Origin of the sequence: Paeniglutamicibacter selenitireducens (assembly GCF_051550675.1) — a bacterium.
In the GTDB taxonomy this organism is placed as follows: domain Bacteria; phylum Actinomycetota; class Actinomycetes; order Actinomycetales; family Micrococcaceae; genus Paeniglutamicibacter.
The window spans coordinates 1-22,292 of sequence record NZ_JBPULF010000012.1 but is presented as its reverse complement, the minus strand read 5'-3'; the positions used below and the strand labels follow the sequence as shown (position 1 = coordinate 22,292).

Sequence of the window (22,292 nt, the reverse complement as noted above, 5' to 3'; positions counted from 1 at the left end):
CGCCCAGCGGAATCGTTCCCTAGTCGTTTTCAGGGGGCTTCCGACGGTTCGTTCGACGGCTCGACCGGCTTGGTCGGTTCCTTGGGCGTTTCGGATTTCTCGTGTTCAGGGGCTCCCTGGACAGGACTTGGTGTAGGCGTGGTGCCGTCACCGTCCCCGTCCCCGGACTCCGAGGCCTTCGCACCTTCGGGTTCCACGGTCGGCTCCGTCGGCATGGTGGCCGGCGGCATGGCGTCTTTCCGCTGGGGCGTCGCCGGCGCGCACTGGCTCAGCAACGGCTGGACGGTGGCGTACGGCAGGGGCGCCTGAACGCGCCCCAAACCGGTTCCGTCGCCTTCGTACGGGTTTCCCTCCGTGACGTCCAGCGGGAAAATGTTCCATCCCTCGCCGGCGGAGACGAAGTTGCTCCGCACGCCGTAGAGATCTTCTTGGCGTTCCTTGCTGGGGTACGAGGAGTACTCGTCGTCGAATGGATTTACAGAGAGTTTCCTGCCGTCCTGGTCGAACAGCTGTACATTGCGTAGCGGGTTGCCGGCGCAGTCATAGGCGAAAACATTCGACACGTTGTCCCCGTCCATGGAGATGCCCCCTTGAACCGGGGAAACCGCGGTTGCGTAGTCGTATGAGTGGTCGGAGAGCGCACGATTGACTGAGTCAAAGGAGACGACCGTGAGAGGCAAGAGCAACAACGCCGCAACAACACTCGCGGTGGCCTTGAAGGCCGTACCGATCCGGCCAGTGCCCAGCCAACGCCCGCGGCCCCATTGGACGCTCACGGTGATCAAGGATACCCACAGGCTGAACTCGAAGAAGGTGCGGGGGAAGAACGGCCATTCCTGCTTCAACAGCACAACGAGCAGGCCGAAAACGATCCAACCACGCAGCACCCACCACACGGGGCGCAGGGCTGTCAGGAAACCGACCAGGGAGGCGGTGGACGGATGAGCCCTCAGGACGGCCAGGATCTCGCGGGCTTTGGTTGTCGCCGCACGACGCAGGGATGCGGCAGCCGGAAGCTCGGCCCTCGCGCCAAGGCCGGCCGAGGCGCGCAGCTCGGCCGCATACGCTGCAGGATCCCCGAGGTCCGACCCATCCTCCGCCAGGCGTTCGGCGAGGTCGGCCTCGAGGCCCTCGGTGAGCTCCTCGACGTCGAGAGCGGGAAGGTCGGACAGCTGGGCACGTACGGAGCGCGCAAACTCGCCGACGGTGTTCTGGTGGTTCATGTTCATCAGTTGGATCCGTTCAGGCTCGCGGCGGCTGCCGAGGATGGCTGTTGGTTGATTAGTGCGGAGAACACCGCGGCAAACTCGTTCCAGGTTTCCCGCTGTTCGTCGAGCATGGCGATTCCCTCCGCGTTGATCGCGTAGTACTTGCGGTTGGGCCCTCCTTCGGAGGGCACCACGTACGTTGAGAGCGCCCCCGCGGCGTAGAGCCTGCGCAGCGTTCCGTACACCGAGGCGTCCCCGATCTCAGCGATTCCGGCGGCGCGCAGGCGCCTGACAATGTCGTAGCCGTAGCCGTCTTCCTCGCGAACCACGGCCAACACCGCGACGTCCAGCACTCCCTTGAGCAATTGCGTGGTGTCCACCAGACACTCCCTTCTCCGCACACCACAGTATTACGCTTTGCACAGTAGTGCGCATATTGCGGCAGTTGGGTTTGGCGTGTCGCGCATTAAGCACGGCAGCGGCGGGGCACGGCGCGGTTTCCCGCGCGGTGCCCCGCCGCTGTGATCCCCTCCAGGATCCCCGGAAGATCCCCCTTCCGGTACCGCCCCTGGACCTTGGGGTCCGGGACGAAGCTATGTGGTTGTGTCCTCCGGGGTTATCCGAAGCGGCCCGAGACGTAGTCCTCGGTGGCCTTGACCGACGGGTTGGAGAAGATCGTCGCGGTCTCCGCGTACTCGATCAGCTTTCCGGGCTTGCCGGTTCCCGCGATGTTGAAGAAGGCCGTCTTGTCGCTCACGCGCGCCGCCTGCTGCATGTTGTGCGTCACGATGACCACGGTGAACTCGCTCTTGAGCTCGTTGATCAGGTCCTCGATGGCAAGGGTGGAGATCGGGTCCAGGGCCGAGCACGGCTCGTCCATGAGGATCACCTGCGGCTTCACGGCGATGGTGCGGGCGATGCACAGGCGCTGCTGCTGGCCGCCTGACAGGCCGGACCCCGGCTTGTCCAGGCGGTCCTTGACCTCGTTCCAGAGGTTGGCCCCGCGCAGGGACTTCTCCACCAGGTCGTCGGCGTCGGTGCGGGAGATCTTCTTGCCGTTGAGCTTCACGCCGGCCAGCACGTTGTCCTTGATGGACATCGTCGGGAACGGGTTCGGGCGCTGGAAGACCATGCCGATCTGGCTGCGCACCGTCACCGGGTCGACGCCGTTCTCGTAGAGGTTGTCGCCGTCGAGCAGCACCTCGCCCTCGACGCGGCCGCCGGGGATGACCTCGTGCATGCGGTTGAGCGTGCGCAGGAAGGTGGACTTGCCGCAGCCGGACGGGCCGATGAACGCGGTCACCGACTTTGCTTCGATTTCGATGTTCACGTCCTCGACCGCAAGGAACTTGGAGTAGTAGACGTTGAGGTCTTTGACGTCGATGCGCTTTGACATTGTGGTTTTTCCTTAGGAAGTGTGTGCGGGGAGGGTCCGGAGCGGGGTGCTCAACGGCCCTTCTTGGGGGCGAACAGCCCGGCGATCAGTCGGGCGCCCAGGTTCAGGACCATGACCATGATGATCAGCAGCAGGGCCGCGGCCCAGGCACGCTGGATCGACGGGTCGACGTTTGTCGGCGACGTCGGGGTCAGGATCTGGTAGTAGATGTAGGTCGGCAGCGTGGCCATCCAGTTGGCGAACACGTTCACGTTGATGTTGTTGGCCAGGCCGGCCGTCACCAGGATCGGCGCTGTCTCGCCGATGACACGGGCGATGGCCAGCGTGACGCCGGAGGCGATGCCGGAGATCGCCGTGGGGATGACCACCTTCAGCACCGTGCGCCACTTGCGCACGCCCAGCGCGTAGGAGGCCTCGCGCAGCTCGTTCGGGACGATCTTGAGCATTTCCTCGGTGGAGCGGACCACCGTCGGAATCATCAGCACGCTCAGTGCGACGGCCGCGACGATGCCCATGCGGGCCGTCGGGCCCAGCAGCACCGCGAAGAGCGCGGTGGCGAACAGGCCGGCGACGATCGACGGGATGCCCGTCATGACGTCGACGAAGAAGGTGATGGCGCGGGCCAGCGGGCCGTTCTTGCCGTACTCGACGAGGTAGATGGCCGTCAGCATGCCGACGGGTACGGAGATGACGGTGGCCCACAGGGTGATCAGCAGGGTGCCGACAACCGCGTGGTACGCGCCGCCCAGCACCGGGGTGCCGTTCTCCACGCTGGCGTTGTCGACGGCGCCGGTGATCCCGTTCATTGAGTGGAACAAGAAGTGCATGTTGATGCCCGGCAGGCCCTTTTGCAGCACCGTGAACAGCACGGAGGCCAGCGGGATAAGAGCCAGGATGAACGCGCCGTAGACCAGGTAGGTCGCCAGGGCGTTCCGGCCCCGGCGCGGGCCCTCCACAGCGGTGGTGGTGGCCGCAGCGGCCACGACGAAAATGACCGCACTGTAGATCGCTAGTGTGGCGACCGAGAAACCGGTGAGCGTCGAGGCCGCGGCGCCGAGCACCAGGGAGCCGGCGGCGATGGCCGGAACCGCGAAGCGCGGCAGCTGGCCCTTGGCCAGGGAGTTGCGCCGGCGCGCCTGGGGCGCCTTGGGCGCCTTCTGCGCCGGGTCCGGCACGCCGGGAACGTTGTTCGTTGTCTGCTTGGTCGTGGCACTCATCAGTTCGCTCCCGAGAATTCCTTGTGGCGGGCGATGATGGCCCGGGCAATCAGGTTGACCACCAGGGTGATGACGAAGAGCACCAGGCCGGCGGCGATAAGTTCGGACAGTCGCAGGCCGAAGGCCTCGGGGAAGTTCAGGGCGATTTCCGCGGCAATCGTCTGGTTGCCCGACTTGATGAGCGAGGGAATCAGCGCACCGGTGGAGAGCACCAGCGCCACCGCCATCGTCTCGCCCAGCGCGCGGCCCAGGCCGAGCATGACCGCCGAGACGATGCCCGGGCGGGCGAAGGGCAGCACCGACATGGTGACCATTTCCCAGCGGGTGGCGCCCAGGGCGAGTGCCGCCTCCTCGTGGAGCTTGGGGGTCTGAAGGAAGATCTCCCGGCTCAGCGAGGTGATGATCGGAAGGATCATCACGGCCAGCACGATGCCGGCGGTGAGGATGGTCTTGCCGGTTTGCGACGCGGGGCCGCCGAAGACCGGGATGAATCCGAGGTTCTCCGCCAGCCACTGGTAGCTGGGCACGAGTGCCGGAGCCAGCACCAGGTAGCCCCAGGCACCGTAGATGACCGACGGGATCGCCGCCAGCAGGTCGATGACGTAGCCCAGGCCCGCGGCCAGCTTGCGCGGTGCATAGTGCGAAATGAACAGCGCGACGGCGATGCCCACCGGTGTGGCGATCACCAGCGCGATGCCGGCGGCGATCACCGTGCCGATGACGATCGGGAAGATGTAGCTGCCGAATCCTTCGCCGCCGGTGATCAGCGCCGGGTCGGCGGTGAAGGTCGGCAGGGCCTGGATGAACAGGAACAGAGCCACTGCGAAAAGTGTGATGAGGATGAGGATGCCCGCGCCGAGCGCGGCACCGGAGAAGATCTTGTCTCCGGCCTGCCCGTTGGATCCTTGGCGCCGTAGCGCGTTGGTGGTCATGAGGGTGAGCCTTCAAGGGTTGTGCAGGCGGCTACGGGGATCGGGTGGCCGCTTGCGGTGGGATTCATGGAGGGGTTGGATATCCGGGACCGCTGCCGGATGCCGTGGTTTCGGCATCCGGCAGTGGGGACCAAGATCGGTTAGGAGCCGACCTTGATGGCTTCGACCGACTTGATGGCGGCTTCGCTCATCTTGCTGGAGAGCGGAGCGTTGCCCGACGAGGCTGCTGCTTCCTTCTGGCCGGCCTCGGAGAGGACGTACTTGCCGAAGCTCTTGACCAGGTCAACGGTGGCCTGGTCCTTGTAGCTGGAGCAGAAGATGTGGTATGAAACCAGGATGATCGGGTAGGTGCCCGATTCGGTGGAGTCGCGCTTCAGGTCAAGGGCGATGTCCTGGTCGCCGCGGCCGGTGACCGGGGTGGCGGACTCGAGGGCCTTGGCTGCGGCCTCGGAGGAGATCTTGGTGTACTCCTCGCCGACCTTCACGTTGACGGTGCCCAGCTTGCCCACGGCCGAGTGGTCGGCGTACGTGATGGCGCCTTCGGTGCCGGTGGTGGTTGCGACAACGCCCGAGGTTCCCTTGGCGTTTTCGCTGGCCAGGTCTGCGGGCCAGTCGCCGCTGACATCGTAGGTCCATACGTCCTTGGCCGCCTGCGACAGGTAGTCGACGAAGTTCTCGGTCGTGCCGGACTCGTCGTTGCGGTGGACCACGGTGATGGGGGTGTCGGGGAGTTCCACGCCCGGGTTGGCGGCAGCGATGGCCGGGTCGTTCCACTTGGTGATCTCGAGCTTGAAGATCTTGGCGATGGTCGTCGCGTCCATGTTCAGCGATTCGACGCCCGGCAGGTTGAACGCCACGGCGATCGGGGAAACGTAGGCAGGAACGTCGAAGGCGCCCTCGGGACCGCAGACGCTCTTGGAGGCCTCGATCTCCTCGGTGGCCAGGTAGGCGTCGGAGCCGGCGAACTGCGCACCGCCGGCCAGGAAGGCCTTGCGTCCGGCACCGGAGCCGTCCGGCGAGTACTGGACCATGGTGCCTGCGTTGGCGGCCTCGAAGCCGGCCTTCCAGGCTTCCATTGCCGACTTCTGCGAGGAAGCACCGCTGCCGGTGAGCGTGCCGGAAACCGCACCGGCTGCCGCGCCTCCGGTGGAGGCGCCGGTTCCTGCCGTGGCGGTCGGGCTGTCCGAACCGCACGCGGTCAGTGCCAGGGCGGCTACGGTCAGAACAGCAGCCGCGCTGCCAATGCGATTGAGCTTCACGAAATTTCCTCTTTCAAATACCTGTCAATGGTGGTTCGAATCGTCGTGGTTCGGACCCGTCGATGCACACGCTGGCGTATCGCTTCAATACGAAGTTAGATCGCGTAGGTAACCAGACATTGCGATGAAGGTGAACGGAAGGTGAACAAGCCGGGGACACTTTGGTGTTTCGGCTCACGGGCGCCGTGCGGAGCCCGGAAGTCCGGGCCGTGACAGACTGGGGGCATGGGCGTGAAAACTTCGTTTGCCGCAAGCTGGGGCTTCATCAAGCGCCGCAGCCGGGTCGGCATGCGCAGGGCCCGGAGCTCGATGCCGAAGATCATCCAAATGACCCTGTGCGCCATCCTGGCCTACTGGATCGCCGAGCGGGTACTGGGGCACGAAGGCCCCATCTTTGCGGCGACCAGCGGCCTGCTCGCACTTGGCTTCGGGGCCCAGACCACGCTGCGGCGCACCATGGAGGTGGCCGTGGGCTGCACGCTCGGCGTGGCCGTGGGCGACTTGCTGCTCACGGTCCTGGGAAACGGGCTCTGGCAAGCCGCCACCGTCCTCTTCCTCTCCCTGACCATCGCCCGCTTCCTGGACTCCGGGCCCATCTTCACCACCCAGCTGGGCCTGCAGTCGCTCCTCGTTGTCCTGCTCCCCATCGGCGAGGCAGGCCCATTCGCCAGGTCGCTGGACGCGGTGGTGGGATCCGCATGCGCCCTGCTGATCCTCATGATCCTGCCCCGCGATCCCCGCCGGACACCGATGGCGGACCTCGGCAAGCTTCTGGGCGAGCTCTCCGGCGTGCTCCAAGAGTGCGGGCGCGCGGTCGGCAATTCCGACTCCACCCTGGCCTTCCACGCCTTGATCCGCGCCCGCGCCACCCAGCCGCTGATGGATGCCCTTCCCGGTGCACTTGACCTGGCCCGGGAGGTTGCCACCCTGGCCCCGGCCCACCGGCGGCACCGGTCGGACATCGACAGGCTGGTGGTGACGGCAGACAAGACTGACCTTGCGGTGCGCAATTCCCGGGTCCTCGCCCGACGCCTCACCACCGTGATTGACAACGCCGCCCTGAGCGACAGGGGTGTGGAGACGGTGGCCGGGTTGCTGACCGAACTCTCGGAGGCTGTCGACGCACTTGGCCACGCAGTGCTTGAACCCACGGATTCGGGATATTCGCGCGCCATTTCTCGGGCCAAGCGCGAACTCTCGGATTGTGCGGCACGTCTGGACCCCAACGCCCTGCATATCAGTGGCATGCAGGGCGAAGGCATGGTGCTCCTGCTGCGCCCACTGGTTGTCGACCTGCTCGAGGCGACGGGAACCCGGCACGAGGACGCCGTGGCGCTGCTCCCCCGCCTCTAGCGAACGGCCCACCGGCCCTGCACAAACAGTCGGCACGAGGCACTAGCATCAAGCACATGGCTAAGAGCACACGCACCAAATCCACTCCGTCGTACCGCTGCGCGGAATGTGGATGGAGCACCGTGAAGTGGGTGGGACGCTGCGGCGAATGCCAGGCGTGGGGCACCGTTGAGGAAATGGGCGCAGTCAGCGCAAAGACCACCGTTGCCACGTCCATCGCCAGCCCCGCACAACCCATCGGGGATATCGACGCATCTGCGGCCTCCTACCGTCCCTCCGGCGTGGAGGAACTCGACAGGGTGCTGGGTGGCGGATTCGTTCCCGGCGCCGTGATCCTTCTGGCGGGCGAGCCTGGGGTGGGCAAGTCGACCCTGCTGCTGGACGTGGCCGCGCGTGCCGCCCGCGGAAACCGCAGGGTCCTGTACATCACCGGCGAGGAATCGGCTGCCCAGGTCAAGGTCCGTGCCGAACGCATCGATGCCTTGGCCGAAACGCTCTTCCTCACGGCCGAGACCGATCTCGGCATAGCCCTCGGCCAAATCGAGAAGATCGACCCGGAGCTGCTGATCGTCGATTCCGTCCAGACGCTGGCGTCGGGCGAGGTCGACGGCACCGCCGGAGGCATCTCCCAGGTCCGCGAGGTCGCGGCGTCCATCATCAACGCCGCCAAGCGCCGGAACATGACCACCGTGCTGGTTGGCCACGTGACAAAGGAAGGATCGATCGCCGGTCCACGGTTGCTGGAACACCTCGTCGATGTCGTGTGCCAGTTCGACGGCGAGCGCCACTCCCGCCTGCGCCTGCTGAGGGCGCTGAAGAACCGCTACGGACCCACCGACGAGGTTGGCTGCTTCGACCTGACGGAAACCGGAATCCACGGACTGGCGGACCCCTCCGGCTTGTTCGTCACCCGAACCAAGGACCCTGTCCCGGGAACCTGCATCACCGTCACGCTCGAGGGCCGTCGCCCCCTGGTGGCCGAGGTCCAGACCCTGCTCTCGCGCGCGACGGGAACCATCCCCCGCAGGGCCACCAGCGGTCTTGACGCCGCCCGCACCCAAATGATCCTTGCCGTCCTGCAATCCCGGGCCAAGATGGAGCTCGGCGGGCTGGACTCCTACGTGGCAACCGTCGGAGGCGTCAAGCTCAGCGAGCCGGCTACCGACCTGGCAACGGCCCTCGCGTTGGCTTCCTCCATGCACAACCACCCCTTGCCCCCGCAATTCGTGGCTTTCGGGGAGGTCGGCCTGGCCGGGGAGGTTCGCCCGGTACCGGAGATCGGCCGACGCATCACGGAAGCGGAGCGGCTCGGTTTCCGCTACGCGATGGTCCCGGACTCGCCCCAGCCTCCCAAGAACATTCCGGACTCCATCAGGGTTTTCAGCGTCTCGTCGGTCCACGAGGCCCTTAATATTGCCTTTGACCAACGCGTCAAGATCTAGGTTCTTGGACACATTGGTAACAAAGCGGTACCGAAACCGGGCATTTGCGTTCTTTTCCGCATTCGCCACCATGGGCATGGCCATACCATTGTATTAATCCCCCGGAAGGAAATGGCCATGTCCAAAAGCCCCGAAGATGCACTGCGCACCACCCTGGCGCGGGTTGCCCCGGGCACCGAGTTGCGCGACGGCCTGGAACGAATCCTGCGCGGAAGGACCGGCGCCCTCATCGTGCTGGGCCACGACAAGGTGGTCGACGCGCTCTGCTCCGGCGGGTTCGACATCAACATCAACTTCACCCCCACCAGCCTTCGCGAACTCGCCAAGATGGATGGGGCGATCGTCTGCGACAAAGACGGTTCACACATCCTTCGTGCAGGTGTCCAGCTGGTTCCGGACCACAGCATTCCCACCCAGGAATCGGGAACCCGCCACCGCACCGCCGAACGAGTTGCCATCCAGACCGGGTTCCCCGTGGTGTCGGTCTCCCAGTCGATGCACATCATCGCGATTTACGTCCAGGGCATTAGATACGTACTGGAAGGTTCCGAACCGGTCCTTGCCCGCGGCAACCAGGCACTGGCGACGCTCGAACGCTACCGTTCGCGCCTGGACCAGGTCACCAATGCCCTCTCGGCGGCGGAAATCGAGGCCGTCGTGACAGTTCGCGACGTTGCCGCGATGCTTCAGCGCCAGGAAATGGTCCGCCGCATTTCCGAGGAGATCGCCCAGTACGTACTCGAACTCGGCACCGATGGCCGGCTTCTCGCCCTGCAGCTCGACGAGCTCTCCGCAGGGCTTGGCCCAGGCTCCGACCTGCTTCTGAAGGACTACTCGTCCTTGGGCAAGAAGGAACTCGACATCGAGGCGGCCCTGCGCACCTTGCAGCACCTGGACAGCACCGACCTCATCGACCTGGGCAAGATCGCCTCGATCCTCGGCGTCAGCCCCGGAATCGATTCCCTCGAGGCTGTCGTTGCGCCCAAGGGATACCGCTTGCTCGCGGGTATCAAGTCCGTTCCTCGGGCCGTCGCCGACCGACTTGTCACGAATTTCGGCGGCTTGCAGCGCCTGATGGCCGCCAACATCGAGGACCTCATGGCAGTTGACGGCATCGGCGAGCAGCGCGCACGCACCGTTCGCGAGGGGCTTTCACGGATCGCCGAGTCTTCCCTGCTGGACCGGTTCATCTAACCACCATTCAGGGGCGGTCCAGGGGCGAGGGGTCGGGACCTATTTAAGTTCGAAGCCGGCCTTCTCGCTGGTGACGTTGCCCAGCTTCGCGGTGAAGCCGTACCAACCGGGCCGAGGCTTCGCGTTGACGACCTTGCATCCCGGGGCACTGCGTACTCGTTCCCACGTGAAGCGCGCGCTTTCGCTACCACCGGGCTTCATGGTGATTTCCATGTCGCCGGGATCAGCCAGGCAGTCGGCCGTTGAGAAGATCCTGTCGCTGCCGCTCATGACCGTGAATTCCTGCTGGCTCGTGCCGACGTTCACGATGCATTCGGACTTGCCGGTGTTCTTGATGGTCATGACGAGCAGCGGATTCTGCGATGGGCCATGCGTTGCCTGTTCGGTCGTCGCCACGACACTGACGTCGCCCTCGGTACACACCGCGGGCCCCGCCTTCGATTCCTCGGCCGGAGCCGTGCTTTTCGGCTCAACAGGTGCGCTGCTCGATGCTGCAGCCGGCGCGGGTGCATCCGGCTCGGCCTTCGGGCGCAGCGCCGAGGCCAGGGCGATTCCCGCCCACACCAGCAACCCGATCACCAGCAGCCCGACGACCAGAACCGCGAGGCGGCGTCGGCGGTACACCTTTGCTGAGGGGCGGGTGGAACGGACCTGCTTTTCTGCCATACCTCAAGGCTACGAACCCATGGCGCCCCGCCACGGCTCCCACGCCGCCCGTTAGAGTATTGTTGTCCCATTTAACGTTCCCGAGGTTACACGTGCCACACCCCCAGTTACCGGTGCTCCACCAGCAGATCGCAGACTGGTACTCCACGCATGCCAGAACCCTCCCCTGGAGGGAGGAATCGGCGAGCGCCTGGGGCATCATGGTCTCCGAATTCATGCTGCAGCAGACCCCCGTAGTCCGCGTCCTGCCGGTCTGGGAAACGTGGATGGAGCGATGGCCGACACCGGCGGACCTTGCCGCTGAACCGGTGTCGGAGGCCGTCCGGGCCTGGGGCCGGTTGGGCTACCCCCGCCGAGCCCTGCGCCTGCATGCCGCGGCAATCGTGATTGCAGAACAGCATGGCGGGCGTGTTCCAGAAACAGAGGCCGAGCTGCTCGCCTTGCCGGGGGTGGGTACCTACACGGCGGCCGCAATCGCATGCTTCGCCTACGGCGTGCCGACGGTTGTCGTTGACACGAACATCCGCCGGGTCCATGCGCGTCTTGTCAGCGGCAAGGCGCTGCCCGAACAGAACCAGAACGCCGCCGAGCTGGCGCTGGCCTCCCGGCTCCTGCCGCCCGTGGCTCCGGGAAACAACGAGGCGGCCGCGCTGGCCAACACTTGGAACATCGGCGTCATGGAGCTCGGTGCCCTAGTGTGCACCGCTCGTTCCCCGCGTTGCGAGGACTGCCCCGTCATCGACCAGTGCGCCTGGATCGCGGCCGGGCGACCCGAACCCCACTATGTCCCCAAAGGCCAGCCCTGGCACGGTACCGACCGCCAGGTCCGCGGGGCCATGATGGCGGTGCTGCGGCATTCCCCGGGGCCGGTCGCCCGCGAGGAACTGCTGGGTTCGCCCGATCTGGCATCCTCGGCCCACGGGGCGCGGATGTCCGTCTCGGCCCGCCAGGGCGACCCCGCACACGAGTCGTGGGTGACCCTGCACGCGCTCCCCGCACTTGCCGAACAGCGCACGCGGGCGCTTGAATCGCTGTTGGCCGACGGCCTTGCGCAACAGGACACCGACGGCATCCGGCTACCGGGCTGACCCCTCCCGCGAAGCGCCCGTGGACGGCTTCGGCGGCGGTGACCGGCTCGCTTAGGAAAGCGGGGGAAAGAGCAGCGTCCCCGCCGCGGCAACCACCAGGATGACCAGCGTTGCCAAGGCCGCAAGGACCAGCGAACGGCTGCCGGAGCGCATCAGGCCCTTGATGTGGACACCCAGGCCGAGGCCGAACATGGAGGCTGCCAGCAGGAAGGTCTGGGCCGCGGCGGCGGCCTCCAGCAGGTTCGCCGGAACTGCGCCGATGGTGCGCAGCAGCATCATGGCAATGAACCCCACCACGAACAACGGCACCAGCGGCGGTTTCTTGGCATCCGTCACATTGTGCTTCTTGCGCATGTAGATGCTCACGCCGGCCACAATCGGGGCCAGGGTGACCACTCGGGCCAGCTTGACCGTCACCGCCACGGCGAGGGCGCTGGAGCTCACGGCACCGCCGGCGGCGACCACCTGGGCGACCTCGTGGATCGAGGCACCGATGAACATGCCGATGGACTCGTCGTCCATGCCCATGAGGGTGCCGAGCGCAGGCACGAGCGGGATCATCAGGGTGCCGAAGAGCACCACCAATCCGATGGCAGTCGCCACCTGGTCCTGCTTGGCCTTGGTCGCACCCTCGGTGGCCGCCACGGCCGCGGCACCGCAAATGGAGAAGCCGGCGGCGATCAGCAGGCGCTGCGGCAACTCGATGCCCAGCCACCTTCCCATGAGCAACGCGGCGCCGAAGGTCACCCCGACGCTGAGCACCACCACCAGCAGGACGCCCGGGCCCAGGCCGAGGATCTGGGAGAGCGACAGTTGGAGCCCGAGCAGCACGATGCCCGTTCGAAGCAGCTTCTTGGATGAGACAGTCACTCCCAGCATCAGGATCGCGGGGACCTTCATGGTGTTGCGCCATATCGCGCCGAGCAGGATGGCAATCAGCAACGGGCTGGCCCCGGGCAGCAGCTTGGCTGACGCAAGGGCGACCGCACCGCCGACCAGGCAGGTGAGCAGGCCGGGAAGCACCCGGCGGAGCGCCGAGCCTGGCACCGGCCTCTCCCCGTCCACCGTCGTGGCCCTGTCTCCCGCCGGGACGTGGAGTAACACATGGTTCTTTCGCATACTACGACGCTTTCATGCCGGGGCCGGGGCGGGTAGGCACAGGCTGGCCATCACGGACATATGATGTTGATATGGAGAGTGCAACGGGTCCGACGCCCGGGATCGAACACTGGATACAGATGTCCTCCCTCGCCCTGCTGGTCGCCGTCGCCGACCACGGCAGCCTCAGCGCCGGCGCGCGCGCCGTGGGCATGGCCCAGTCGAACGCCACCCGGGCCGTGAAGACCCTCGAGCGGCGCCTGGGCTTCCCGCTGCTTGAGCGTGCGACGACGGGCTCGAAACCCACCCCGGAGGGTGCACTGGTCGTTGAGTGGGCGCGCGAGGCGCTCCAGGGCCTCAACAACCTCTGGACCGGCGCACAGGCGCTGGCCGCCCCGGCGGACCGGGAATTCACCTTCGCGGCGAGCATGACCGTCGCCGAGCACCTGGCACCGACCTGGATCGGCCGGCTGCACGAGGTCGACCCTCGCATCAAGACCAAGCTGAGGGTCATGAACTCCAGCGAGGTCATCGCCGCCGTGAACAACCGCGACGTCACGCTCGGATTCGTCGAAACACCCGACGTCCCGCCGCAGCTCTCATCCACGACCGTGTGGACCGACGAACTGGTGCTCGTTGTCCCGCCCGGGCACCTCTGGGCCCGGCGCCGGGAACCCGTCACCCTCGGTGAACTTGCACAAACGCACCTCGTCGAACGCGAGGCGGGGTCGGGGACGCGCGCCTTCCTGGACGAGCGGGTCGGCAGGCCCCGGGCAGCGCCGGTGGTGGAGTTCAACAGCAACTCGGCGATCTGCCAATCCGTCTCCGCGGGGATGGGGCCCGCGGTGCTGAGCCGCCTGGCGGTGGAAGGTGCCCTGCGCATGGGAAGCTTTGCCCAGGTACCCCTGCAGGAGGGAAACCTTGTCCGGGACCTGCAGGCCATCTGGAGGGGACCCGCCCCGACCGAGGGCCCCGCGGCCGCACTGCTGGCCATCTGTGCCCGGGCCAGGTCGCGCCCGCCGGAAGCAGCCGGGGACCGGCCTAAGAACTAGAAGCGGATGATCATCCGCGTGTTGCCCAACGTGTTGGGCTTGACCCTTGCCAGGTCAAGGAACTCCGCCACGCCCTCATCGGTGGAGCGCAGCAATTCCGAGTAGACCTCGGGATCCACCGCGGACTGCTCCTCCATCACGCTGAACCCGTGGCGGAGGAAAAACTCGACCTCGAAGGTCAGGCAGAACACGCGGTCGACGCCCAGTTCCCTGGCCTCGGCCAGCAGCCGGTCCAGGATCCGGTGCCCTACTCCCCTGCCGCGCCACGCGCCGTCCGCGGCGAGCGTGCGGACCTCGGCGATGTCTTCCCACATGACATGCAGGCCGCCGCAGCCGATCACGGTCCCGGATTCGTCCTCCGCGACGAAGAACTCCTGCAGGTTCTCGTAGTAGGCGACGGCTTCCTTTTCCAGCAACACCCTGTCCTTGGCCAGCGGCCTGACTAGTTCACGGATGCTTTTCACATCGCTCGTACGGGCACGCCTGACGGTAAAGGAGGTCATGCCTTCATCCTATGCCCGGAGCGCCCGGCTCCCGCGCTTTGTGTAACGCCACCGTGACGCGCAGAAAGCCCGCCATCCGGTTCGCGGATGGCGGGCTTTCTGCGTGTGGCTACTTCGGCGTTCAGCCTTCGATGGCGACCGGAGACGGTTCGCCCTCGAGCTGCGGGGTGCCGCCCTCGCCCTTGAAGGTGAAGGTTGCTTCGTCGCCTTCGCCCTCTACGTCGACCTTGATGTGCTGGCCCGGGTTCAACTCCCCGAAGAGGATCTTCTCCGAGAGCTGGTCCTCGATGTCGCGCTGCATGACCCGGCGCAACGGGCGGGCGCCCATCGACGGATCGTAGCCGCGCGTCGCCAGCAGCACGCGGGCCGCAGGGGAAAGCTCGATGGTCATCTTGCGGTCGACCAGGCGCTTCTGCAGGCGGGCAAGGAACAGATCCACGATCTGCACGATCTCGTCCTGGGTCAGCTGCGGGAAGACCACGACGTCGTCGACACGGTTCAGGAACTCGGGGCGGAAGTGCTGACGCAGCTCTTCCTGCACCTTGGCCTGCATGCGGTTGTACCCGGTGCGGGTGTCCGTGGCCGACTGGAAGCCGGTCATCACGCCCTTGGAGATGTCCCGGGTACCCAAGTTCGTGGTCATGATGATCACGGTGTTCTTGAAGTCGACAACGCGGCCCTGGCTGTCGGTCAGGCGACCGTCTTCCAGGATCTGCAGCAGCGAGTTGAACAGATCCGCGTGGGCCTTTTCGACCTCGTCGAAGAGCACGACGGAGAACGGGCGACGACGGACCTTCTCGGTGAGCTGTCCGCCCTCTTCGTAACCGACGTATCCCGGAGGGGCACCGAAGAGACGCGAAACCGTGTGCTTCTCCGAGTACTCGGACATGTCCAGGGTGATCAGTGCGTCTTCCTCGCCGAAGAGGAACTCCGCGAGAGCCTTGGCCAGCTCGGTCTTGCCGACGCCGGTCGGGCCGGCGAAGATGAACGAGCCACCGGGGCGGTTCGGGTCCTTCAGGCCGGCGCGGGTGCGGCGGATGGCCTGGCTGATGGCCTTGATTGCCTGGTCCTGGCCGATGACCCGCTTGTGCAGTTCCTCTTCCATGTTCAGCAGTCGCGAGGACTCTTCCTCGGTCAGCTTGATGACCGGGATACCGGTGGAGTTGGCGAGGACCTCGGCGATGAGTTCGGCGTCGACCTCGGCGATCTCGTCGAGTTCACCGTTCTTCCACGCCTTTTCCTTCTCGGCACGGGCTTCCTGGAGCTTGCCTTCCTTGTCGCGCAAGGCTGCGGCGCCCTCGAAGTCCTGGGCGTCGATGGCCGCTTCCTTCTCCAGGCGAACCGTGGCGATTTCCTCGTCCATCAGCTTCAGCGCCGGAGGGGCGGTCATCCGGCGGATACGCAGGCGTGCGCCTGCCTCGTCGATCAAGTCGATCGCCTTGTCCGGCAGGAATCGGTCGGAGATGTAGCGGTGCGCCAGCTGGGCCGCAGCCACCAGCGCGCCGTCGGTGATTGAAACGCGGTGGTGCGCCTCGTAACGGTCGCGCAAGCCACGCAGGATCTGCGTGGTGTGCTCCACGGAAGGTTCCTTGACCTGGATCGGCTGGAAGCGGCGCTCCAGCGCTGCATCCTTTTCGATGTGCTTGCGGTACTCGTCCAGCGTGGTGGCGCCGATGGTTTGCAGTTCGCCACGAGCCAGCATCGGCTTGAGGATCGAAGCGGCGTCGATGGCGCCCTCGGCTGCACCCGCACCCACGAGGGTGTGGATCTCATCGATAAACAGAATGATATCGCCGCGGGTGCGAATTTCCTTGAGGACCTTCTTCAGGCGTTCCTCGAAGTCGCCGCGGTAGCGGGAACCGGCAACCAGCGAACCAAGGTCGAGCGTGTAGAGCTGCTTGTCCTTGATGGTTTCGGGTACGTCTCCGCGGACGATTGCCTGGGCAAGGCCCTCGACGACGGCGGTCTTGCCGACGCCTGGCTCGCCGATAAGCACCGGGTTGTTCTTGGTGCGGCGCGAGAGGACCTGCATGACACGTTCCATCTCGAACTCGCGTCCGATCACCGGGTCGAGCTTCCCTTCGCGGGCAGCCGCGGTGAGGTTGCGGCCAAACTGGTCCAGCACGGCGGAACCCGCGGGGGTACCTTCGCTCTGGCCTCCTGAGCTGACACCGGCACCTGCTGTTTCCTTGCCACCCTGGTATCCCGAGAGCAGCTGGATGACCTGCTGGCGGACGCGGGACAGGTCAGCTCCGAGCTTCACCAGAACCTGGGCGGCGACACCCTCTCCTTCACGGATCAGGCCAAGAAGGATGTGCTCGGTACCGATGTAGTTGTGGCCCAACTGCAGCGCTTCACGCAGCGAAAGTTCAAGAACCTTCTTGGCACGAGGGGTAAAGGGGATGTGGCCGGACGGGGCTTGCTGGCCCTGACCGATAATCTCTTGGACCTGCTCGCGGACTGCACCAAGGGAGATGTTCAGCGACTCAAGGGCCTTGGCCGCGACTCCCTCGCCCTCATGAATGAGGCCGAGCAATACGTGCTCGGTTCCGATGTAGTTGTGGTTGAGCATGCGCGCCTCTTCTTGGGCAAGCACGACAACGCGACGGGCACGGTCGGTAAATCTCTCAAACATGCGGCACACTCCTAGCTAACACGTATTTCGATGCTACGCATCAATTTCCCGCTCGTGTGGAATGTTCGCCCAAGGGAAAACATTGTTCACCCTCGGCGTTTTTCCGCGGCATTAAACCTCAGGGGGACCGGGTCCAAATGGACCCGGTCCCCCTGCCGTCAATCTTTCCCTCAAGAGCCCCCACTGACAACAATGTAGAGACCCTTGGGGCACGACTACTTCGACTTCGAACGGGACTTCTTAGCCATCGCAGCATGGTAGGCGGCAATTACATCTGCCTGCAGACGACCACGGGCGTTGACCTTCACGTTGTTCTCCTTGGCCCAGGCACGAATGGCCGGGGCTTCCTTGGGAGTGAACTGCTTCGACGCACGCGCTACCTTGATGTACGGCTTCAAGGCCTCGCGGAACGCTTCTGCATGCGCTTCGTTTAGATCAATTTCATAGTGTTGCCCACCAATGCCAAAAACGATGGATTCGCTTGCCTCAGATCCGTCAATATCGTCAATCAATGCAATCTGAACCTGACGTGCCATTAGCTACTCCTTGTGTTGATGGGAAAACGCATGGACCTAATAACGGATTCGATCCACACGCTCACTCTTATCATAAACACAAGTCAGCATCGTCTAACAAGTAGAAATTATATTATTCAGGCAATTCACAGACTAGGAACTATTCCTTGTCTACTTCATCTGAGTTTGATTTCATTTCTGCGTCGACTTCGGCTTCCGCCAAGCGTTCAGTGCGGTCGACATTTGATACGGCTCGAATAACAAACCAAAATATCAGTGCCACAACAATCGTTGGGAGCAATGCCTCAAGATAGGGCATATTATGCCTCCGGCTTGAGCAGCGGGAATAGAATCGTTTCGCGAATTCCAGTGTCAGCAAAGAGCATCACAAGTCGGTCGATGCCCAACCCAATGCCACCCATGGGCGGTGCACCGTACTCAAGGGCGCGCAGGAAATCTTCATCCAGCTGCATGGCCTCGTCGTCTCCATCGGCAGCCATGCGGGACTGTTCGGTCAAGCGCTCTCGTTGTACGACCGGGTCGATGAGCTCAGAGAAGGCGGTGCCGCGTTCCATGCCACCAATGATCAAGTCCCAGGCCTCGATGACGCCTGGCTTGCTTCGGTGTGGGCGCGCCAGCGGCTGCGCTGCCGGCGGGTAGTCGTAGACGAACGTCGGATTGATCAAATTCGGCTCGACAATTTCGCCAAACAATTCCATGACAAGCTTCTGGGATCCCCATTTAGGATCGAACTTTACTTCATGCTTTTCTGCGATTGCGCGCAAGGTTTCCACGTCGGTGTCAGGAGTAATTTCCTGGCCCACCGATTCGGAAAGGCCCGGGTACACGCTGAGCCATGCCCACTCGCCGTCAAGATTCACGGTGCCTCTGGAAGTTTCCAGGACTCGACCTGCGCCAATTGTATCGGCGGCATTCAGGATGATCTCCTTGATGCGATCTGCCATAACGAACTGGTCCGCATACGCCTCGTAGCATTCCAACGTAGTGAACTCCGGAGAGTGGGTCGAATCCACGCCCTCATTGCGGAAGATTCGTCCCAGTTCGAAGACTCGGTCAATTCCGCCGACGACCGCGCGCTTGAGGTAGAGCTCGGTCGCAATGCGCAAGGTCATGGGCTGGTCAAAGGCATTCAGGTGCGTCTCGAACGGACGTGCCGATGCTCCACCGTGAATCAGCTGAAGCATCGGGGTTTCAACTTCGACGTATCCGTGCGAGTGCAAGGTGTCTCGTACAGCGCGGGTGATAGCGGCACGCTTGTAGACCATTTGGCGTGCTTCGTCACGCACAATGAGGTCGGCATAGCGCTGGCGAACACGGGTTTCCTCGTTGAGGTCGGCGTGCAGAACCGGCAACGGGCGAAGGGCCTTCGATGCCATCTGCCAGTCAGTGGCCATCACGGATAGTTCACCGCGTCGCGAAGAGATCACTTCACCGGTAATCAGTACGTGGTCGCCAAGGTCAACCAGCGACTTCCAGTCTGCGAGCTTTTCTTCCCCGACGTTTGCGAGAGAAAGCATGGCCTGAAGACGGGTTCCTGAACCCTCCGGGCCGCCTTCCTGCAAAGTGGCGAAGCAGAGTTTGCCGGTGTTTCGCATGAAAACGATACGTCCAACGATGCCAACCTGGACGCCGGTTGCGGTGTCTGGTTCGAGCTCCGGGAAAAGTGCGCGGACTTCTTGAAGCGAGTGAGTGCGCGCAACTCCCACAGGGTATGCTTCTTCGCCGCGCGCCAACAATGCGGCACGCTTGTCCATACGTACTTGACGCTGGTCGTTGGGATCGGTGGTGTTAGCTACGTGGGAAGTTTTTTCGGCAGTCACAGTCGTTAATTCTACGTTGCATTTGCTGAGTGTGGGCTGCGAGGTGTCCAGAGACACCACAATGCCTATTGACAGGCGCTTCCGATTATCAGGTTTCTTGTTCGAACGGAATCTAGAACGGTAGGACGTCTTCTTCTGGGCAGCGTCACCGCTGCGGGGCCTTGATCAGCCAAAGGGGTCGCCCGGTGCATCGGGGCTCTCACCAAGGGCTCACGGCAGGACTCTGGGCCGCGTCTTGGGCTGGATCAGGAGATGCGACTTCTCCGTTCCGAGAGAACCCAGTCCTCGAAACGGAGAAGTCATCATTGTTCGCAGATATCTGACTGCTGATGGTTCCGGTGTGCTACCAGATCTTCACGCGGTCTTCTGGATCAAGCCACATTAGGTCACCCGGCTTAGTCTCGAATGCTTGATGGAATGCATCCATGTTCTTCGGGACCTGGTTGCATCGGAATTCACCCGGCGAGTGAGGATCGGTCGTAATTCTTGTGACCATCGTTTCCGGACGCATCAGGGTACGCCAGCATTCCGCCCACGAGTAGAAGAAGCGCTGGTCTCCAGAATCTCCATCGATCGCTTCATCGATCTCCACTCCATTGGCTGCGAGGTACATTTTGTAGGCGGTGTAGGCGATGCCGAGACCACCCAGGTCGCCAATGTTCTCTCCCAACGTGAGCTTCCCGTTGACGTGATGCTCCGGCGCTTCCGGGGGCACCAGCGCGTCATACTGATCGACGAGCTTTCCGGTCAGCGCGTCGAATGACGCCCGGTCCTCGTCGGTCCACCAGTTCTTCAGCTCGCCTGTCCCGTCGAACTGGGACCCTTGGTCATCAAAACCGTGCCCGATCTCGTGGCCAATGACAGCGCCGATTGCGCCGTAGTTCGATGCGGCGTCGCGATCGGCGTCGAAGAAGGGGAAACGCAAGATAGCAGCCGGGAACGCTATCTCATTAAGCAATGGGTGGTAGTAGGCATTGACTGTTTGCGGGTACATGAACCACAGCTCGCGGTCCACGCCATCGTCAATCTTCTTCAATTCCCGCAAGAACTCAAACTCGTTGGAGGCGGCTACGTTGGCAATAACATCGTCAGCAACTGTGGCAATTGTCGAATAGTCAATCCACTCATTCGGATAGCCGATCTTGGAGCGGAACAGTGAGAGTTTCTCGAGCGCTCTTTCCTTGGTTTCCGGGCTCATCCATTCGAGATCGGTAATAGAAATCCTATAAGCCTCGATCAGGTTCCCAACAAGAGCTTCCATCTTCTCCTTGTTGCGATGTGGGAAGTGCTCGGCCACATAGAGCTGGCCAATATCTTCACCCACTGCACCTTCAGTAAAAGCGACGCCACGCTTCCACCGATCACGCAGCTCTTGGACACCGGACAACTTTGCCGAGTAGAAGGAGAAGTTCTCATTGACGAAGGCACTCGAAAGATACGGGGCATTCGACCGGATCAACTGAACGGCTAGCCAATGCTGCCACGACGCCAAGGGGGAAGCGCCCAGGACTTGCTCAAGGCCTGACAGGTAGCTGGGCTGCCAGACATCGACCTCGTTGTAGTACTTTTCCTCAATTCCGGCGCCCTCTAGCCAAAGCTCAAGAGACGGGACGAGCCCGAGTAGCTGCTCCTTGCTCATCAAGTTGTAGCGAGCTTGCGCATCCCTGCACTTCACTCGATCCCAGTGATAAGCAGCAAGCTCCGTTTCCAGTTCCATGACAGCCTGAGCTGCTGCATCGGTGTCATTCAGCTCACCCAGGGACATCAACCGCGCAAGGTGTTCCTTGTACTCACCGCGGAGTTCAGCAAACTGATCCTCACGATAGTAGGACTCATCGGGCAATCCGAGCCCGCCCTGCATGAAGGTAAGAAGATTTCGTTCTGGATCTCCTGCATCAGAACTAGCTCCCGCCTGGACGAATCCAGATACTCCGCGCCGATAGAACGAACCGCTCAGTTCAATGAGCTGCTCAATGCTTCTGGTTTCATAGATCGCCCGAACATCCGCCCGAATTGGCTCGAATCCGTTCGCTTCAATACTTTCTTCATCCATGAAGCTCGAATAGATATTGGCAATACGCTCCTTACGTCCATCGGCTTCGCCCTTGTTCTGCATCGTTGCATCCTGTGCAGCTTCGATGATGGCTCGTACCGCCAGCTCAGAGTCGTCGCGCAGGGCCATGAAGGACCCGTAGGTGCCTTGATCCGCCGGGATCTGAGCTGTGCTTAGCCAGGAACCGTTGGCATGACGATAGAGGTCATCTTGTGGGCGAACGTTCTCGTCTCGATGGCTCGTACGAAGAGTCAGAGCTGCTGTTTCAGCGGCTGAAGCTAGAGGTTCGGCATTCATCATTGTCATCCTCACATGAGCAAGCCCAATCCCTCAGATGGGATTTCGAGCAGTATGTCCTAGGTCTCAATCACTCACCTTACGCGTCTGAAAGAAGATTTTGAGACTATTCTCTTCGTTTACTCCAGCGGTGAACCTCGCACCGATTCCATTCCGACCAAACTTTCCACAGGGCTTGTGGATAACCGCCACCCGCAGCCCGACCCGCACCCCGGGCCCGGGAAGCGACCCGGGGCCGGCACCCCCGGGGGACGGCGGCCTGGGAGCGAAAGAGGCATTAAACACGGAAGGGCCCCGCGCGAATGCGCGGGGCCCTTCCCGGGGTGCGGTGGTTCCGGGGTGCGGTGGTTCCGGGGTGCGGTGGTTCCGGGGTGCGGGTGCCCCCGGGTTTCGGGGCAAGCCGTGCCAGGTGGCCGCCGGCCGGGGCAAGCCGTGCCAGGTGGCCGCCGGCCGGGGCAAGCCGTGCCAGGTGGCCGCCGGCCGGGGCGGAGGCACACGTTGTGGCCCATGGGCCCGGATCCGGTGCCGGGTCCCCCGGGTCCC

At 63.6% G+C, this 22,292-nt stretch carries 19 protein-coding genes and 1 pseudogene; 5 read left to right on the top strand and 15 right to left on the bottom strand.

Annotated elements, in window-relative coordinates:
* Positions 1–29: 29 nt before the first annotated feature.
* From ACSYDW_RS17155 to pstS, 6 genes are all read right to left on the bottom strand, one after another.
* Positions 30–1,229 (bottom strand): hypothetical protein, encoded by a 1,200-nt coding sequence (locus tag ACSYDW_RS17155; RefSeq protein ID WP_438339949.1) that lies wholly within the window; start codon positions 1,227–1,229, stop codon positions 30–32.
* On the bottom strand, positions 1,229–1,588 hold the full coding sequence (locus ACSYDW_RS17150) for a PadR family transcriptional regulator (RefSeq protein WP_438339948.1): 360 nt from the start codon (positions 1,586–1,588) through the stop codon (positions 1,229–1,231). Before ACSYDW_RS17150 ends, ACSYDW_RS17155 begins: the two co-directional genes overlap by 1 nt.
* 236 nt (positions 1,589–1,824) lie before the next feature.
* Entirely contained in the window at positions 1,825–2,604 is a 780-nt protein-coding gene (pstB, locus tag ACSYDW_RS17145; RefSeq protein ID WP_438339947.1) for a phosphate ABC transporter ATP-binding protein PstB, read from the bottom strand.
* A 50-nt stretch (positions 2,605–2,654) separates the two neighbouring features.
* Entirely contained in the window at positions 2,655–3,824 is a 1,170-nt protein-coding gene (gene pstA, locus ACSYDW_RS17140) for a phosphate ABC transporter permease PstA (RefSeq protein WP_438340042.1), read from the bottom strand.
* A complete protein-coding gene (pstC, locus tag ACSYDW_RS17135; protein WP_438339946.1) occupies positions 3,821–4,753 on the bottom strand; it encodes a phosphate ABC transporter permease subunit PstC in 933 nt (310 codons plus the stop codon). The genes pstA and pstC overlap by 4 nt, the downstream gene beginning before the upstream one ends.
* A gap of 140 nt (positions 4,754–4,893) precedes the next feature.
* Positions 4,894–6,012, bottom strand: a complete 1,119-nt coding sequence (pstS, locus tag ACSYDW_RS17130; protein WP_438339945.1) for a phosphate ABC transporter substrate-binding protein PstS — start codon at positions 6,010–6,012, stop codon at positions 4,894–4,896.
* A 225-nt stretch (positions 6,013–6,237) separates the two neighbouring features.
* On the opposite strand from pstS, the gene ACSYDW_RS17125 reads away from it, so the two are divergent.
* The 3 genes from ACSYDW_RS17125 to disA all read left to right on the top strand — a co-directional run bounded on the left by ACSYDW_RS17125 (position 6,238) and on the right by disA (position 10,001).
* Positions 6,238–7,365, top strand: coding sequence for an FUSC family protein (locus ACSYDW_RS17125; RefSeq protein ID WP_438339944.1), 1,128 nt, complete (start codon positions 6,238–6,240; stop codon positions 7,363–7,365).
* 56 nt (positions 7,366–7,421) lie between these two features.
* Entirely contained in the window at positions 7,422–8,807 is a 1,386-nt protein-coding gene (radA, locus tag ACSYDW_RS17120) for a DNA repair protein RadA (RefSeq protein WP_438339943.1), read from the top strand.
* A gap of 117 nt (positions 8,808–8,924) precedes the next feature.
* A complete protein-coding gene (gene disA / locus ACSYDW_RS17115) occupies positions 8,925–10,001 on the top strand; it encodes a DNA integrity scanning diadenylate cyclase DisA (RefSeq protein WP_438339942.1) in 1,077 nt (358 codons plus the stop codon).
* 39 nt (positions 10,002–10,040) lie between these two features.
* On the opposite strand, the gene ACSYDW_RS17110 is transcribed toward disA, so the two are convergent.
* Positions 10,041–10,667, bottom strand: coding sequence for a hypothetical protein (locus ACSYDW_RS17110; RefSeq protein ID WP_438339941.1), 627 nt, complete (start codon positions 10,665–10,667; stop codon positions 10,041–10,043).
* 92 nt (positions 10,668–10,759) lie between these two features.
* Between ACSYDW_RS17110 and ACSYDW_RS17105 the strand changes: the two genes are divergently transcribed.
* Positions 10,760–11,755: an iron-sulfur binding domain-containing protein gene (locus ACSYDW_RS17105; protein ID WP_438339940.1), complete on the top strand. Its 996-nt coding sequence runs from the start codon at positions 10,760–10,762 to the stop codon at positions 11,753–11,755.
* 51 nt (positions 11,756–11,806) lie between these two features.
* Here ACSYDW_RS17105 and ACSYDW_RS17100 read toward each other — a convergent pair whose 3' ends face one another.
* Complete coding sequence (locus ACSYDW_RS17100; protein WP_438339939.1) at positions 11,807–12,874, bottom strand: YeiH family protein; 1,068 nt, start codon at positions 12,872–12,874, stop codon at positions 11,807–11,809.
* 71 nt (positions 12,875–12,945) lie between these two features.
* Between ACSYDW_RS17100 and ACSYDW_RS17095 the strand changes: the two genes are divergently transcribed.
* Positions 12,946–13,905, top strand: coding sequence for a LysR family transcriptional regulator (locus tag ACSYDW_RS17095; RefSeq protein ID WP_438339938.1), 960 nt, complete (start codon positions 12,946–12,948; stop codon positions 13,903–13,905).
* On the opposite strand, the gene ACSYDW_RS17090 is transcribed toward ACSYDW_RS17095, so the two are convergent.
* The 7 genes and pseudogenes from ACSYDW_RS17090 to ACSYDW_RS17060 all read right to left on the bottom strand — a co-directional run.
* Positions 13,902–14,408, bottom strand: coding sequence for an amino-acid N-acetyltransferase (locus tag ACSYDW_RS17090; RefSeq protein ID WP_438339937.1), 507 nt, complete (start codon positions 14,406–14,408; stop codon positions 13,902–13,904). The two genes, ACSYDW_RS17095 and ACSYDW_RS17090, sit on opposite strands and share 4 nt — an antisense overlap.
* A 121-nt stretch (positions 14,409–14,529) precedes the next feature.
* Positions 14,530–17,043: an ATP-dependent Clp protease ATP-binding subunit gene (locus ACSYDW_RS17085; protein ID WP_438339936.1), complete on the bottom strand. Its 2,514-nt coding sequence runs from the start codon at positions 17,041–17,043 to the stop codon at positions 14,530–14,532.
* A gap of 215 nt (positions 17,044–17,258) precedes the next feature.
* Positions 17,259–17,579 (bottom strand): histone-like nucleoid-structuring protein Lsr2, encoded by a 321-nt coding sequence (locus ACSYDW_RS17080; protein WP_438339935.1) that lies wholly within the window; start codon positions 17,577–17,579, stop codon positions 17,259–17,261.
* A 139-nt stretch (positions 17,580–17,718) separates the two neighbouring features.
* A complete protein-coding gene (locus ACSYDW_RS17075) occupies positions 17,719–17,877 on the bottom strand; it encodes a hypothetical protein (RefSeq protein WP_438339934.1) in 159 nt (52 codons plus the stop codon).
* 1 nt (position 17,878) lies between these two features.
* On the bottom strand, positions 17,879–19,399 hold the full coding sequence (gene lysS, locus ACSYDW_RS17070) for a lysine--tRNA ligase (RefSeq protein WP_438339933.1): 1,521 nt from the start codon (positions 19,397–19,399) through the stop codon (positions 17,879–17,881).
* A 343-nt stretch (positions 19,400–19,742) separates the two neighbouring features.
* Positions 19,743–21,752, bottom strand: coding sequence for a M13 family metallopeptidase (locus ACSYDW_RS17065; RefSeq protein ID WP_438339932.1), 2,010 nt, complete (start codon positions 21,750–21,752; stop codon positions 19,743–19,745).
* 274 nt (positions 21,753–22,026) lie between these two features.
* Positions 22,027–22,292, bottom strand: a pseudogene (locus ACSYDW_RS17060) (hypothetical protein); the annotation flags it as partial.

Bases quoted from the DNA above. Each gene is read 5' to 3' on its own strand.
- ACSYDW_RS17155 (WP_438339949.1), bottom strand. From the start codon at position 1,229: ATGAACATGAACCACCAGAACACCGTCGGCGAGTTTGCGCGCTCCGTA.
- pstB (WP_438339947.1), bottom strand. From the start codon at position 2,604: ATGTCAAAGCGCATCGACGTCAAAGACCTCAACGTCTACTACTCCAAG.
- pstC (WP_438339946.1), bottom strand. From the start codon at position 4,753: ATGACCACCAACGCGCTACGGCGCCAAGGATCCAACGGGCAGGCCGGA.
- ACSYDW_RS17125 (WP_438339944.1), top strand. From the start codon at position 6,238: ATGGGCGTGAAAACTTCGTTTGCCGCAAGCTGGGGCTTCATCAAGCGC.
- radA (WP_438339943.1), top strand. From the start codon at position 7,422: ATGGCTAAGAGCACACGCACCAAATCCACTCCGTCGTACCGCTGCGCG.
- disA (WP_438339942.1), top strand. From the start codon at position 8,925: ATGTCCAAAAGCCCCGAAGATGCACTGCGCACCACCCTGGCGCGGGTT.
- ACSYDW_RS17110 (WP_438339941.1), bottom strand. From the start codon at position 10,667: ATGGCAGAAAAGCAGGTCCGTTCCACCCGCCCCTCAGCAAAGGTGTAC.
- ACSYDW_RS17100 (WP_438339939.1), bottom strand. From the start codon at position 12,874: ATGCGAAAGAACCATGTGTTACTCCACGTCCCGGCGGGAGACAGGGCC.
- ACSYDW_RS17095 (WP_438339938.1), top strand. From the start codon at position 12,946: ATGGAGAGTGCAACGGGTCCGACGCCCGGGATCGAACACTGGATACAG.
- ACSYDW_RS17090 (WP_438339937.1), bottom strand. From the start codon at position 14,408: ATGACCTCCTTTACCGTCAGGCGTGCCCGTACGAGCGATGTGAAAAGC.
- ACSYDW_RS17085 (WP_438339936.1), bottom strand. From the start codon at position 17,043: ATGTTTGAGAGATTTACCGACCGTGCCCGTCGCGTTGTCGTGCTTGCC.
- ACSYDW_RS17080 (WP_438339935.1), bottom strand. From the start codon at position 17,579: ATGGCACGTCAGGTTCAGATTGCATTGATTGACGATATTGACGGATCT.
- ACSYDW_RS17075 (WP_438339934.1), bottom strand. From the start codon at position 17,877: ATGCCCTATCTTGAGGCATTGCTCCCAACGATTGTTGTGGCACTGATA.
- ACSYDW_RS17065 (WP_438339932.1), bottom strand. From the start codon at position 21,752: ATGATGAATGCCGAACCTCTAGCTTCAGCCGCTGAAACAGCAGCTCTG.